This is a genomic window from Streptacidiphilus anmyonensis (assembly GCF_000787855.1).
Lineage (GTDB): Bacteria > Actinomycetota > Actinomycetes > Streptomycetales > Streptomycetaceae > Streptacidiphilus > Streptacidiphilus anmyonensis.
Genome location: NZ_BBPQ01000074.1, coordinates 13604 through 28499 on the forward strand (window position 1 = coordinate 13604; position 14896 = coordinate 28499).

At 73.4% G+C, this 14896-nt stretch carries 10 protein-coding genes; 2 read left to right on the forward strand and 8 right to left on the reverse strand.

The genetic code is table 11. The features are described 5' to 3' along the window. Position 1: 1 nt before the first annotated feature. From TR50_RS35930 to TR50_RS35960, 7 genes are all read right to left on the reverse strand, one after another. Entirely contained in the window at positions 2 to 454 is a 453-nt protein-coding gene (locus tag TR50_RS35930; RefSeq protein ID WP_042432211.1) for a hypothetical protein, read from the reverse strand. A 139-nt stretch (positions 455 to 593) separates the two neighbouring features. Continuing rightward, a complete protein-coding gene (locus TR50_RS35935) occupies positions 594 to 1490 on the reverse strand; it encodes a glycoside hydrolase family 16 protein (RefSeq protein WP_042432214.1) in 897 nt (298 codons plus the stop codon). A 13-nt stretch (positions 1491 to 1503) separates the two neighbouring features. Beyond that, entirely contained in the window at positions 1504 to 3297 is a 1794-nt protein-coding gene (locus tag TR50_RS35940) for a hypothetical protein (protein WP_052441736.1), read from the reverse strand. Next, complete coding sequence (locus TR50_RS35945; protein WP_160311245.1) at positions 3282 to 4385, reverse strand: phosphotransferase; 1104 nt, start codon at positions 4383 to 4385, stop codon at positions 3282 to 3284. Before TR50_RS35945 ends, TR50_RS35940 begins: the two co-directional genes overlap by 16 nt. Continuing rightward, entirely contained in the window at positions 4375 to 7365 is a 2991-nt protein-coding gene (locus TR50_RS47310) for an HAD family hydrolase (RefSeq protein ID WP_042432219.1), read from the reverse strand. Before TR50_RS47310 ends, TR50_RS35945 begins: the two co-directional genes overlap by 11 nt. A 103-nt stretch (positions 7366 to 7468) precedes the next feature. Continuing rightward, positions 7469 to 8800, reverse strand: a complete 1332-nt coding sequence (locus TR50_RS35955; RefSeq protein ID WP_042432222.1) for a lipopolysaccharide biosynthesis protein — start codon at positions 8798 to 8800, stop codon at positions 7469 to 7471. A gap of 86 nt (positions 8801 to 8886) precedes the next feature. Next, the gene (locus TR50_RS35960; protein WP_042432225.1) at positions 8887 to 9954 is read right to left on the reverse strand and encodes a GNAT family N-acetyltransferase; all 1068 of its coding nucleotides are present in this window, start codon (positions 9952 to 9954) and stop codon (positions 8887 to 8889) included. Between the two features lie 146 nt (positions 9955 to 10100). Between TR50_RS35960 and TR50_RS35965 the strand changes: the two genes are divergently transcribed. Both TR50_RS35965 and TR50_RS35970 read left to right on the forward strand, forming a co-directional pair. Continuing rightward, positions 10101 to 11144: a GNAT family N-acetyltransferase gene (locus TR50_RS35965; RefSeq protein WP_160311246.1), complete on the forward strand. Its 1044-nt coding sequence runs from the start codon at positions 10101 to 10103 to the stop codon at positions 11142 to 11144. 395 nt (positions 11145 to 11539) lie between these two features. After that, a complete protein-coding gene (locus TR50_RS35970; protein WP_084701579.1) occupies positions 11540 to 13768 on the forward strand; it encodes a family 20 glycosylhydrolase in 2229 nt (742 codons plus the stop codon). 94 nt (positions 13769 to 13862) lie between these two features. On the opposite strand, the gene TR50_RS35975 is transcribed toward TR50_RS35970, so the two are convergent. Further along, positions 13863 to 14879 carry a TIGR03842 family LLM class F420-dependent oxidoreductase gene (locus TR50_RS35975; protein ID WP_042432232.1) on the reverse strand — a complete coding sequence of 339 codons (1017 nt, stop codon included), beginning with the start codon at positions 14877 to 14879 and terminating at the stop codon, positions 13863 to 13865. Positions 14880 to 14896: the final 17 nt, after the last annotated feature.

Consider the following 14896-nt stretch of genomic DNA (forward strand, 5'->3'; position numbering starts at 1 on the left):
ATCAGCCCAGCTTCTTCAGCCCTTGGTCCTTGCTGCTGTCGAACATGGCGCCCCCCGTCGTTCCCGCGTTGGTTCCGTCGAAGCCCGGGTTGCTCCAGCCGGTCTCAGGCGCGTCCTCCTCCGGCTGCCCGGCAGCGCCACGCGCGGCCCGGCCCTCCCGCTCCAGCACCACGGGCAGGAACCAGTCGAGGAACATCCCCGGCTCCGCGCCCGGGCCGGTCAGCTCAACGAACCGGCGCTCACTGCCGCTGTCGTCAGCGAGCCAGTCATCCAGGCTCTGCGCGTAGGCATCGGCCTGGTCGGCACGGCCGGGCCACTCCCGCTCGCCCGAAAAGACCATCGAGGCCAGCTTGTCCACCAGCGACTCGGCGGACGCATGGGCGGACCTCACCTCGCTCCCCTCCGCGAGCCACTCCATGAGCCTCTCGACGTTCTCGCGGTCCACCGCCGCCATGCGCAGCCCCCCTGTGCCGTCCCATGTTCTGACAGGACACTAGAATCCGGGCCCCGGCGCGCGCTCTCCGAAAGAAGCAGAACTTCGCGCACACCGGCGACCGGCCTCCCGCGGACCGGTGCCGCCTGCGCCGACCGCGCTAGTGCTGCCACACCCGGACCCACTGCACCTGCATCTGGGCCTGGTTCACGTCGGCCGGCGGGGCGAAGGGGTAGCCCACGGCCAGGTTGAGGATCATCTCCATGGGCAGTTGGGGGATGTCCGCCGGAGTGTCGATGTGCCAGCGGGCCACGCCGTCGACGTACCAGGTCACGGAGTTCTGCTCCCAGTCGACCGCGAACACGTGGAACCCGGCGGGGAAGTTCACCGGCCCGTACCAGTGCTGGCGCTGCGTGGGCGTGCCGTCGGCGGCCTGCCAGTGGAGGGTGTTCTGCACCAGCTGGGTGGTGCCGCTGAACTCGGCGATGTCGATCTCCTGCGGCACGTCGTGCTCGGCCGGGAGCAGCCAGAAGGCCGGGAACATGCCTCCCTGCGGCGGGATCTTGATCGCGGCGGCGAAGTAGCCGTGCAGGAAGGTCTCCCGGGGCTGCGCGTCCCAGTTGTCGCGCCCGGTGGTGACCATGCCGGAGGCCCACGGGTAGGTCTTGCCGTCGCTGCCCTTGGTGGGCGTGCGGGTGGCTTCCAGGTTCAGCGTGCCGTCGGACACGGAGACCTGGCCGGGCAGGTACCACTCCAGTTCGTGGTTGCCCGCGTTGGTGCAGCCGGAGACGTTCCAGTCGTAGCAGGTGGCCCACTGTGCGGTGTCGAGCGAGCCGCTGCTGAAGTCGTCGGAGAAGGTGAGGTGCCACGGGCCCGGCGCCCCCTTGGCCGGGGCGGGCGAGCTCACGGAGGCGCTGGGATCGCCGGCGCTCGGCACGCCGACGGCGTTGCCGGCTCCCGGGGACGTGCCGCCGCAGGCGGCCGTCACTCCGAGGAGCAGCGCACCTGCCGCCAGCCGAAGCAGGTGCGTCGAACCTGACCGCCGTATCGCACGCATCCGGGCCACCTCCTCAGCCGACCACGAAGTGGTACACGGACGCGTCGGCGTTCTGGTACACCAGTGTGAATCCGGGGGTGGCGGAGGCGGCATCCGCCAGTCGGGCGACGGTGTCGCCCGGCAGTTCGCCGGTCAGCCGCAGCTCCCACGTCTGTGCGCGGCTGAGGATCAGGTAGCCGGGCGTCCCGGGCTTCAGGAAGCCGACGCTGTCGCGCAGTCCGGCGATCGGGTCGGCGACCAGCAACTCCTCGGTGCTGCCGGGCTCGGCGACGAGGCGCACCTCGGGATGGTCCTCGTAGCGTTCGTCGATGCCCGGCACCGCCCCGGTGACGCCCACGATGACCGAGCCCGGTGGCGCGTTGTCGATCGTCCACTGCGCGGCGGCGACCTCGCCGGAGGTGTAGTAGTTCATGGCCTCCTTGCTGTCGTAGCCGAAGAAGAGTCCGGCCAGCAGGGCGAGCAGCAGCGCCGGCACGGCGACCTTCCGCAGCCTCGACCACCGCGCCGGAGCCGCCTCGTCGGACTCCGGCCGCCGGGGCCGCAGCAGCGCCGCGATCAGGAACGCCGCGAAGGGAAGCGAGAACAGGTAGGCCCGGAACAGCATCTCGCCGCCGTAGGCGTTCGCGGCCAGAAGCGGCAGGGGCGAGAAGAACAGCCAGACCACCGGCGTGCGGCGGGTCCAGGGCCGCAGCACCAGAGCGGCGAGGGCGAGCAGGAACACCGCGGCGGACAGGCCCCGGTCGATCCAGCCGACGAGCATCTGCTCGGGCGCGGCCGTGCCGAGGCTGCGGAAGCCCGAGGCCACGTTGCCGTCCGGGCTGGCCAGCGACGACACGAAGGAGCCGAGGTTCTTCGAGAGGTAGGGCCGGGCCACGGTGGCGCCCCAGACGGCCGTCAGGACGACCGAGCCGATGAGCGGCGGCAGCACCACCCGCCTGTTGCGGCGCGGCACAGCGAGCAGCGCCAGACTGCTGATCACCATGAGCGGGGTGAGCTGGTGCGAGCAGACGATGGCCGCGTCGAGCAGCAGCACGACCACCAGCGACCAGCCCCAGCGCACGCCGCGCTCGGGACGGTCCGGCGGGTATCCGGGGGGCGGCTCCCCGGGTGCTCTCGCCCTGGCCGGAAGCCGTCGCAGCACCAGGGCCATCAGCCAGGCGTAGAGGATGAAGGCGAACGCCTGCGGAGAGAAGTAGTCCTGGCCGACCCAGGAGGTGGAGTAGAAGATCCACACGCCCGCCCAGACGACCCGCCGGTCGGTGGTGACAGAACGGAACATCCACAGCAGCGGCACCAGCAGCAGCGCGTTGACGAACGGCGGCGCCCAGGACGCGTAGCCCACCGGTGAGGACAGGCCGAGGACCTTGAGCACGCCGACGTTCGCCAGGAAGAATCCGGGCCACTGGTTGTAGATGTCCAGGTCCCCGGCGTGCGGGACCACCCCGTCGTGCCGCAGCATGGCGTCGACGATCGCGACGTGCTTCCAGGCCCACGCATAGCGCAGAGTCGGGTAGAGCAGCGTCGGCGTCGCGTGGATGACAGCGATGAGCCCGAGCACGTAGCCGGCGAGCCAGCCCTGGCCGAGGCGCGGTTCCCGGAGGGTGAGCACGAAGCCGATCGTCAGCAGGACGACGGCGACCCAGTAGAGCGGTGTCAGGACCTGGAGCAGCCCGAGGGCGCCCATGCCGGACAGGTCGACCTGACGCAGCGACACCAGCCACAGCGCCATCGCCGTGGGCAGCGGTGCGCAGGGCGCGTACCGCCGCAGCCCCACGCCCACCGCGCTCACGCTCACAGCCCCGGCCATCGCACCGCCTCCGCGAGCACCGGTGCGACCGCGCGGCGGTACCAGATCCGGCTGCGCCCGTAGCGCGGCGACTTGGAGACGTTCGCGGCGACGTGCCAGAGCCAGGCCAGCAACACCACGGTCGGGTCGGCGGCGTCGCCCTCGCGTGCCGCGCCGGACGCCGAGGCGAGCAGGGCCGCGTCGCCGGGGGCGAGTGCGCCCGTGCGCAGGACGTCCGCGACGACCGGGCCGAGGTCGGCCCCGGTCCGCAGGCAGCGCAGCATCAGCACGAAGGTACAGGCGTCGACGGCCACCGGTCCGTCCTCGCGGCCCTCCCCCCAGTCGATGACGCCGGTGACCCGGCTCGCCCGCTCGTCCAGCAGCACGTTCCCGGGGTGGTAGTCGCCGTGGGTCCAGCCGACGGCGAGCACGCGCCCGTCCAGGCCGCGGCCGATCCGCTCGCCCACGGCGGCCAGCCCGGCCGCGCCCGCTCCCGTGCGGCACCAGGGGATCCGGTCGCGCACGGCGGCGAGCGGCTCGGTCACCCACGCCTTGACGCGACGGTCGGTGCAGGGCTCGGACCGCGCGGTGGCGCGTCCCAGCGCGGCGAGGGCGTCCAAGGCCAAGTGCGCGACGTGGTCGGCGGCGACGCGGCCGTCGGTGTCGCGGCGGGCTCCGGCCGGTGCCGAGACCAGCACCGTGCCGGCGTCGCGGCCGGGCAGCAGGCTCTGGGTGATCAGCGGTCGCGGGGCGTCCAGTCGCCGGTCGAGCGGCGTCGGTACCAGCCGCCGCCACGCGCCGAGGCGCTCCTCGTCCTGGAGGCGCGTCAGCACGTCCCATTCCCGCGCGAGCGCGGCGGCGGCCGACGCGCTGTAAGCGTGCTTCAGCACGACGCCGCCTTGGCCCGGCAGGTCGAGCCGCACGACGAGCACGTCGGCGAGACCCTCTCCGCAGGGGTGTGCGAGCGGAGGATCGTCGGGCCGGTACTCCCGTGCCAGCCGGCGGGCGAGCCGCTGTTCGAGCGGCCCCCGCAGCACCGCCGACCGTCGCACGGGCAGCCACCCGCGCAGCTGTTCCCCGAGCGTCACCGCCTGTCCCTCAGCGCTCATCGGGCCGCACCCCCGCCCGTCCGCCTGCCGCCACGCCGTGCACCGCCCCGCCATGCACCGCCATGCCATGCGTGCGAACGCCGTGCCCGGCCCTGCCATGCACCGAGATGCCATGCCCCGACATGCCATGCACCGCCACCCCGTGCACCGCCATGCTGTGCGCGGCCGTCAGGTCCGCGTTCGCCAGGGCCAGGCGGGCGAGTCGGATCACGGCGCCGCGGCGGCCCGCCTCCGGGAGCGCGAGGACAGCGAGCACCGCTCGCGTCTCGTGCGTCAGCGCGGGCGGGCGGCAGATCGGGCAGTGCCCCGGGCGGTGGCCGAGGAGCGCGGCGACCGCGTCGGCCAGGCCGGCCTGGTAGGCGCCGGGGGCGACGTGGATGTGGCCCTCCGCCAACTCACGTGCGTGCGAGGGCACCACGCCATTGCGGGACCAGCGCAGCAGCGGCAGGTCGGCCGGACCGTCGCCGACGGCGAGCACGGGCGGCTCCACCGGTTCGCCCATCAACGCGAGCAGGGCTCGCACGCCCTCCGCCTTGTCCGCTCCGTGCGGGACGAAGTCGGTCTGCGCGTCGCCCGGCACGGCGTCGAAGAGCCGACCGAACCGGCCGTCACGCAGCAGGTCGGCCGTCTCCCGCTCGGGCAGGCCGGTGCGCCGCCCGTCCGCGTGTCGGAGGGAGGCGCGCACGCACCAGTGCGACAGCGGGTCGGTCTCGTGGCCGGGCAGGGAGGCGAGCAGGAGGGCCAGTCCGCCGTCGCCCTCGCCGCGCCGCGCGTCGTCGAGGACCACGCGGACGCGGCCGCTGCCCGCGTCGACGCAGGCAGCGCCGTACTCCCCCACGCCGCCCGCCAGCCCGTAGGCGGCGCAGCGGTCGCGCACCTCCGCGAGGGAGCGGCCGGTGGCCAGCAACGGCCGGTAGCCGTGGGCGCGCAGGGCGCGCAGCGCGGTGACCCCGAGCGGCGAGGCGGCGGGGAAGCCGAGCACGTCGGTCTCCAGCACGCCGTCGACGTCGAGCACGCACCAGCCGCGCGGCTCGGCAGCGGGCTCCCGCTCGTCGAGGTCGGCCAGCAACGCACCGGCGAGGAACCGCTGCGCGGCCCTGGCCTGCGCTCTTCGCGCGCGGGCGCGCAGATCCGGTCCGTCACCTGCGCCGTCGCCCGTGCCCGAGCGGGCGCCCGCGCCGCCCGCGAGCCGCACCGCGTTGCGGGCCTGGACCAGCTGGAACAGGAACCAGCGCGCCGGGTCGACACCACGTCCGGTCAGCTCGGTCCAGTGGCGCAGCAGTTCCTGCTCGGCCTCGTCGTCGGCAGGGCCGTGGGCGACGGCCCCGGCCAGGTCGTAGACGGCGTCGTAGCAGGCCAGGTCGAGGCTGGCGAAGCCGCCCTCGGCCCAGTCCAGCTTGCGGTGGCCCCGGTCGCCGTCCCCGGCCCAGTGCTCGGGCGCGGTGCGCCCGTCGACGAGGCAGGGACGGGAGGCCGACGCGAGCAGGTGTCGCGTCAGCGGCTGGACGAGCGCGGGCCGCAGCAGCACGGCGGCCCGGCCGAGCACGGGGGCGAGGGTCCGGGCGGCGGACTCCCAGACGGGGTCCCGCCCGCCCAACCGGCCGCTGCGGTCCTCGTGCAGCGGCAGCCGGCGCTCGCGCTCGGCGAGGTAGACGGCGACCTCGCGCGGCGGGACGGGCTGCGGGTCACAACGCGGCGGCCCGTCGGGCGGGCGGCCCCGGTCGCGGAGCAGCACGCCGTCGGCGAACCCGCGCACGCGCGGGACGAGCCCGTCGAGCGCCGCCGCCGATTGCGGCGCGAGCCGTCCGAAGCGGCCGACGCCGGTCCACTCGGCGTACAGGGCGAGTTCCTCGCGGGTGCCGTCCTCGGGGTGTTCGACGACCGCGGTGACCGGCACGCCCAGGTGTCCGGTGCGGGCGACCGGCCCGGGCTCGGCGGCCCGCACGTCGAGCACCCGGACGCCGTCGAGCAGGCGCGGCAGCAGCTCCGCGAGCGCGCGCGGCGCGAGCAGGGAGGGCACGTGCCAGGCGGTCCCGAGCAGGGTCACGCAGTCGTGGCGGGCCAGCCGTTCCGGGACGACGGGCGGGTCCTCGAAGCAGGCGAAGACGGGGACGATCGCGGCCGCCGGGACCCCCCGGCGCTCCAGCGCCGCCGCCACCTCGGCGAGCGCGCCGCCGGTGACGGGCGGGTCGTCGGTCAGCAGCACGCGTGCGGCGGACGCCGCGCCCGGGGGCGGCGGGACGCCGGGCCGGGTGGTCGCCACGGCCACGCGGCGGTAGCCCAGGCCGCGCAGGGCGGCGGCCAGGAGCGGCGCGAGGTAGCTGCCGGAGGTCCGGACGCCGAGCACCAGCAGCGGCGGTTCGCGGGCCGGGTACCGCGCGGCGTAGCGGCGGGCCAGCTCGGCCGCGTCGGCCGGGTGCTGGTCGAAGCTGCGGAAGCAGGCGGGCGGGCGGAGCAGGTCCCGTCCCACGAGCCGGGTGGCGAAACCGGGACCGGCCAGGACCCGTCCGGCGGCCACGGCTCCGAGGTCGGCGCCCATGACCAGGCCGGCGAGCGCCAGCGTCAGGCGCGTGGCCTCGCTCGCCCAGGCGCGCAGCGCGCGGGTCGGCGGGGCCGCGCGGTATCCCGCACCGGCCGCGTCGAGCGCACGGGAGGCGAGCCGGAGCGCGGGGCCGCGTGCGGCGCGCAGCGCCGGAGGCATCGCGGGGCCGTCGCCGCCGTGGCGGGCCAGGTGGACGAGCAGGCGTCGCGGCGGCCAGGCGACGGCGTCGATCCGGTCCTCGACGATCTGCGAGGCCCCCGCCGCCCACAGGAACGCGTCCAGCCACTCGTCCGAGGCGAGGGCGGAGCACAGGCCCGCCAGGGCCTCGTCCAGCGTCGCGAAGGGGTCGGCGACCGCCGCGCCCGCACCCGCGTCCCCGAGGGCGACCCCGGGCGCGGCCTCGCCCGTCGGGCTGGCCTCGCTTCTGGTCGGGCTCATCATCGGGCTCCCGGAAAGCCGTTCGGAGCGGGGGCGTCCTCCTCCGTGGGCACTCTTCGTTCAAGGGTGCTCCCCGTGAGAACGCCGGGCGACTCGAACCGGTTCACGTCGGCGGCGGGGGTGTCGGGGCCGGCAGCCACCAGTCGCGCCGCCACAGCAGCACCGCCGCGACGATGCTTTGCCCGATCAGCCACGCCGCGCCGGCCCCGTTGATGCCGAGGACCGGGAGCAGCAGCTCCGTCAGGCCGAGGACGAGCACAGCCAGCGCCGCGAGCACGCCCACCACGACGCGCATCCGGCGCCTGGCCCGCGACAGCGCGACGACGGTCGTATTGAGCAGGTTCGGCAGCGCGGAGAGAGTGAGCAGCCAGAGCACGACCAGGCCGTGGCTGGCGTACTCGGGGCCGAACAGCCGCAGCGCCCAGGGCGAGACGGCCAGGACGACCACGACCGCGAGCGTCAGCACCCGCCCCGCGTGGCGCAGCACGCGGCGGTAGTCGGCCAGCCGCGTGACGTCCCGTGCGGACTCCACGACCAGCGAGTAGCCCATGTTGACGCTGAAGGCGTAGAGGGCCAGGGGCACCAGCCAGGCGAGCGAGAAGTACGCGCTGTCCGCGGCTCCGAGCCGGTTGAGCACGATGACGGGCGGCAGGTTGACGGCGGCGAGCCAGCACATCGCGCCCAGGTAGTCGGCCGACACGTAGCCGAGCGTGAGGCGGGAGCTGTCCGCGGCCGCCTGGGGGGCGGCGCGTTCGTGCCGCGGCAGCGCGCGGGCGAAGACGAAGACGTTGGTGAGCGCGAGCGAGAGCGCGAGTCCGACCATCCAGGAGACGAGGATGCCGCTCGTCGCGCCGATGGCGGCGAAGACGGCCAGCAGCCCGATCTTCTCGACCGAGAACAGCCCGTTCTCCAGCGCCACCCAGTCGGCCCGGCGCAGGCCGGTGAGCACGCCGTCCTGGAGGTTGAAGATGGCGTAGCCGCCCGTCGCGAGGACGAAGAAGGCGCCCAGGCTCCAGGTGTGCAGGAAGTCCAGCCCCGGCGAGAGATGCGGGATCAGCAGCACGAACCCGGCGGTGAGCAGCAGCGTGACCGTGCCGGCCACCAGATAGGCCCGGCCGACCAGCCGCCCGGTGCGCGGACCGGCCGAGGGCACGAAGCGCACCATCGCGTTGGCCAGGTTCAGCTGGCCGACCCCGCCGAGGAACATCATCGCGGAGACGGCGGCCGTGTTCCGGCCGACCTCGTCGGGGGTGTACCAGTGCGCGCCGAGAGCCCAGTAGAGCGCGCCGAACAGCGATGTCAGCGCGGAACTGAGGGTGAGCAGGTGCCCGTTGCGCAGCAGCGGGTCGTACCGGCCGGCCGCGCTCAGGAGCGCCCTGCTGCGCGACCGCAGCGATCGGGCTGCGGCCGACGTGTTGGCTCCGGTGCTCACCACCGGCGGGCTCCCTCCTCGGCCTCTCCCTCGGCCCGGATCAGCAGAGTGCCCAGTTTATGCCCTTATGTCCAACCTTTGGTGGCGAACTACGAACTGCGGGCACCGCGCAGACCGGTCACGACGCGCGCCGCGCCCGCCTCCAGCCTGCGCCTGAGCTCCTCGATGCGGGTCAGCGGCAGGCGCTCGACACGGCAGTCGAGCACGGTCCGAGGCACGGCCCCCATGGCCTCCTTGTACGATTCGAGCCCGGCGACGCCCCCCGACATACCCATGCTGTAGGAACGGCAGCCCTGCTCGCAGGCGTCCTCGATGGCCACCCGCTGGAGCAGCAGGCTCGCCCGCAGGGAGGCGAACCGCTTCACGGCATAGCTGCGGAACGAGACGGCGTGGTTCCGGTAGACGAACGTGACCAGCCCCGCCACCGGCTCGCCCTCGTAGCGCGCCAGCCAGATGCGGCAGGCGCCGTCCAAGGAACCCGCCAGTGCCTGGAACATCGGCAGGGGTTCCCGACGACGGGCCAGAGCCGCCGCGAGGGACCAGGGAAGGCCCGACTTCTCCGCCCGCTCGGCCGACCACTGCAGGTACAGGTCGTAGAACGCGGCGACCGACCGCTCGGACGCGTCGTGTTCGACGGTGAGGCCCGCACGCTCGGCCTTGTGCACGTTCTTCCTGGTGGAGGCGTGGAACCGGTGACTCCAGACCTCGGAGAAGCCGCCGTCCAGGTCCAGCACGTGCACGCGGGAGCGGATCGCCTCGACGCCGCGCACCAGGCCCTGCTCCCAGCAGTCGGTCACGTCGTGCATGGCCGAGACCCGGATTCCGGCCGATCGCTCACCGAGCAGGTCGGAGAGGACGAGCGCCACATCGGACGGTCTGAGTCCGCCGGTCGCCAACAGCCCTCCGGGACCCATGCGGTGCGGGTACGCGGCCTCGAAGGCAAGCCCCGGCACGAGGCTGCGGCGGACCAGGGGCAGCAGCAGGTTCCGCCCTTCCCGGGTCACGTAGAGCCGGCTGGCGTCCCGGGCGCCCGTCAGCCGGACCACCGCGTCGAACCAGGCCGGGGTCTGGAAGACCGACGCGCCCGGATCGCTCGCCAGCAGGGCGTCCCAGGCGGACCGCGGCGCTGGGCTGACAACCTGTGGTGTGGTGGGCACGCGGCCTCCGGCGGAAGACGTTCGGGTGGATTGACCCTATGCCATAAACGGATATTCCGGGCTTATCAGGCATGATCGTAGGGGAGCCGCCCGGCTCCCGCCCGACGTCCGACGGGAGCGGAACGATGCGGCCCTGCGGCGTCGAGGTGACCAGTCCCGCGCCCCGCGACCTGTGGTGGGAGTTCCTCGGCCGGGACGACCTCGCCCTGGCCACCCAGACCCCGACGTGGCTCGACTGCCTCTGCGACGCCTATCCGCTGGAGGACGCGAGCCGGCTCTACCGCTTCTCCAGCGGGCGGCGGCTGCTGGTGCCGATGGTGCGCCGCCGAGGCGGGCTGGGCCGCCTGGTGCGGGAGGAGTCCTGGCCCGGCTGGGGCGTCGGCGGAGCCGTCGTCCCGGACGGCGCGCCCGACCCGCAGCAGGCGCGTCTCGTCCTCGCCGACCTCGCGGCGCGGCCCGCGCTGCGCGTCGCGGTCCGGTTCAACCCGCGCACACCCCCGGCCGAGTCCGTCTGGGAGGCGACCGCGCCGGACGGGTTCGCGACCGTCGAGCGCACCACGTACCTGACGGACCTGTCCGCGGGCTTCGACGCCGTCTGGTCCCACGGCTTCCACCCGTCCGCGCGCCAGGGCGTGCGGCGCGCCGAGCGCGCGGCCGTGGAGGTGACGGTGGACCGCACCGGGGGTCTCGTACCGCAGTTCCAGCGGCTCCACCGGGAGTCGGTGGCGCGCTGGGCCGAGCAGCAGCACGAGCCGCTCGCGCTGGCGCGCTGGCGCCAGCGGCGCGACGAGCCGCCGCGCCTGCTGGAGGCCGTGGCGGAGCGCTTCGGCGACGGCTGCGCGGTCTGGCTGGCGAGCGTCGCGGGGCAGCCGGCCGCTGCCATCGTGGTGCTGCGCCACGGTACCCACGCCAAGTACTGGCGCGGGGCCATGGACCGCGACCTGGCCGGGCCGGTCCACGCCAACCAACTGCTGCACCGCCTCGCTCTCGAGGACGCGTGCACGGCCGGCTGCCTCGTCTACGACATGGGCGACGCCCGGCCCGGCTCCTCGCTCGCCCGCTTCAAGGAGAACCTCGGCGCGCGACCGGTCGCCTCCCCCGCGTACTACCGCGAGCGGCTGCCGCTCACGGCCGCCGACCGCCGCCTGCGGGCGGCGGTCAAGCGGGTCATCGGATTCAAGGACGCCTGACGGCCGGGATCACCCTCCGCCCGTAGGCGTCGATCACGTCGTCCTGCCCGTCGTCCTGCCCGGCGTGCTGCCCGGCGGTGCCTGAGGCAGAACCGGTCGACGATCTCGTCCGGCCCGATGCTCAAGAATGCTCAACCCCCGCTCATAGCAAACAAGATCAGTCGCAAATGGTTGCCACTCGCGCGCACTCTGCGTACGCTGACGCGCGCACCACCGGCGGCGAATGCCTTGTCCCACAAGGCGCCCCTTCTCAGTGGTCGCCGCGGCGGCCGTACTCGCTCGGCCCGACACCCCGTCGACGCACCAGCAGAACGACGACACCGGCTCTGCCCTTCGCTTGTTCGACGTACTCCCGTTCGACGTACTCCGCACCCTGCGACCCTTGAGGAAGGCACATGACAGGCATACGACTCATAGCCGCCGCAGCACTCGCCTTAGGCGGCACGCTCCCGTCGGCCGCGGTGACCGCCGGATCGGCGGCGGGAGCGGCGGCCCTGCCCGTGGTCGTCCCACAGCCGGTCTCCGAGGCGCCCGGGACCGGAGGGGCGTTCACCCTGGATGCGGGCACCTCGATCACCGTCACGACTTCGGCGACCGACGTCGCCGGGGTGGCGTCCTATCTCGCCGGGCTCGCGCGCCCGTCGACGGGACTGGCCCTGCCGGTCGTCTCCGGCGCCGACACGGCGGCGGACTCGCTCGTCCTCGATGCGACCGGGCCGTCCTCGCTCGGCCCGGAGGGCTACACGCTCAGCAGCACGTCGAAGTCCGTTGTCATCACGGCGAACACCGCCGACGGCCTCTTCCACGGCGTGCAGACCCTTCGCCAGATCCTGCCGGCGCAGATCGAGTCCACGACGGTGCAGTCGGGCTTGAGCTGGAGCGTCCCGTCGGTGACGATCTCGGACAATCCGCGCTACGCCTACCGCGGCATCATGATCGACACCGCGCGCCACTTCTACCCGGTCCCGGCCGTCGAGCGGGTCATCGACCAGGCCGCGATGTACAAGCTGAACGTGCTCCACCTGCACATGACCGATGACCAGGGCTGGCGTATCGCCGTCAACGCCTACCCGGACCTGACGACGGTCGGCAGCAACATCCCGGTGGCGTCCGGAAAGGTCGACGGCGGGCCCGGCTTCTACACCCAGGCCGACTACAAGGCCATCGTCGCCTACGCGGCGGCGCGGTACATGACGATCGTGCCCGAGGTCGACGGCCCTGGGCACACCGGCGCCGCGGTGACCTCGATGGCCACGGGCAAGGACCGTAACGACATCCCGATCGACCCGAACAACTCCGCCGACGACACCGATGTGCAGACCTTCCTCGACAAGGTCACGGCCGAGATCGCCCCCATGAGCAGCAGCGGCTACTTCCACATCGGCGGCGACGAGTTCTCCGGGACCTCCGCGCAGTACCAAGCGTGGGTGTCGAGCTCCGCCAGTGCCGTCGTGGCCTCCGGCAGGACGCCCATCGGATGGAACGAGATGGGCCAGGACACCACCATCCCGACCGACTCCGTGCTCGAGTACTGGGCGGGTGACGACACCGGTGTCGCCACCGGCCTGGAACGCGGGGAGAAGCTCATCGAGGCCCCCGCGCCGCATGCCTACTTCGACATGAAGTACGACGCGAACACGCCTCTGGGCCTGACCTGGGCGGGGTACGTGCCGCTCTCCAAGGCGTACGGCTGGGATCCGTCGGCCGCCACAGCCTCGCTGGAGTCCGCCGCCGGCATCCCCGCAGGCACGGTTCCCGGCGACCCGACCATCGGCGTGGAGGGTGCGCTCTGGGCCGACTCCGTCCCCGCCTCCTACACGACCGGTCAGATCGAAGGCTACGCGGACTTCATGCTCCTGCCGCGCCTGCCCGCACTGGCCGAGGAGGGATGGTCTCCGGCGTCCGTGGTCACCGCGTCGAGCGCCTGGACCGACTTCGCCTCGCGGATCGCCGCCCAGGGACCGCGCTGGGACGTCCTCGGATACGGCTACTACCGCACCCCCGAAGTGGCGTGGCCGGCCCGGCCGATCCACCTGGTCGACCACTGGACGATGGACGGCGCCTCCGGCACGACCGTCGCCGACTCGGGGACCGGCGGGTTCAACGGCACCGTCACCGGGACGACCAGGTTCGCCCCGGGCAAGGTGGGCGACGCGGCGGTCTTCGACGGCAGCGCGTCGCCCGTCACCACCTCCGCGCCGGACCTCCCGGCCCCGTGGACGGTCAGCGCGTGGGTCGATCCGACCGCCGCCAACGCAAGCGTGTCGCTGCTCTCCGGTCCCACGATGGCGCTGAAGGTCCAGCAGTGGAACGCCACCGGGGAGTTGGGCGCCACGAAGTACGGCGTAGCGGACTACACGGTCAACGACAAGGCGCCACTGAACACGTGGACGTACGTGTCTTTCGTCGACGACGGCACCCGGATCACGGTCTACGCCAACGGCCAGAGCGTCGGCGCCATCGCCGCCAGCATGCCGCTGAACAGGGCCTCGATCGGCAGCACAGCCAAGGACCCGGGCAAGGAGAACCTCGACGAGGTCTCGGTGTTCGACAACGCCCTGACCGCGAGCCAGGCGGCAGCGCTGTACGCCTCGGCCCAGACCGGCGGCACCTCGACCGGCTGAACACGGGTCGCAGCGGCGGCCGCACGCGCGGCCGCCGCCGACCCTCAGGCAGCCCCCGGATTCCCGGCGCGTCTGCGCCCTGGCCTGTTGTGGATCACCCGCTCAGGACGGGGATGACGTGCTCGCCGTAGGCGTCGATGGTCGGTTCGACGGCGTCGTGCATGGCGTAGATCGCGAACTGGTCCACGCCCAGCGAGCGCAGGTGCTCCAACTTCTCCAACTGCGCCTCGACCGGGCCGATGAGGCAGAAGCGGTCGACGATCTCGTCCGGGACGAAGGCGGTGTCCGGGTTCCCGGCGCGGCCGTGGTGGGAGTAGTCGTAGCCCTGGCGCTCCTTGATGTAGTCGGTCAGCGCGTCCGGCACGAGCCCGCTGTGCTCGCCGTAGCGGGAGACGAGGTCGGCGACGTGGTTGCCGACCATGCCGCCGAACCACCGGCACTGCTCCCGGGCGTGGGCGAGCTGCTGCTCGCTGCCGTCGGTGACGTAGGCCGGAGCGGCGACGCAGACGGTGACGGACGCCGGGTCGCGGCCCGCCGCCACCGCGGCGTCGCGCACCGCCTTGACCATCCACTCGGTCAGGAACGGGTCGGCCAGCTGGAGGATGAAGCCGTCGGCCTGGCGGCCGGTCAGCTCCAGCGCCTTCGGGCCGTAGGCGCCCATCCAGATCGGCAGCTTCGGCTCACCCGTGATCCACGGGATGTGCATGACCGTGCCGTCGACCTCGGCCTCCCGGCCCTCCGCCAGCTCCTTGATGACGTGCATGGCGTGCGAGAGCCGGTCCAGCGTGGCGGGCTTGCGGCCCGCGACCCGCTGCGCGGAGTCCCCGCGGCCGATGCCGCAGACGGTGCGGTTGCCGAACATGTCGTTCAGGGTGGCGAAGAGGGAGGCGGTGACCTCCCAGGTGCGGGTGACGGGGTTGGTGACCATGGGGCCGACCGTCAGCCGCTCGGTGTTGGCCAGGATCTGGCTGTAGATCACGAACGGCTCCTGCCACAGCACGCAGGAGTCGAACGTCCAGCCGTGGGTGAACCCGGCCGCCTCCGCCCGCTTCATCCGCTCGACGAGCAGACGGGCCGGAGGGTCGGTCTGGAGCACGAGGCCGATGTCCATGCGGGGCCTTTCAGAGG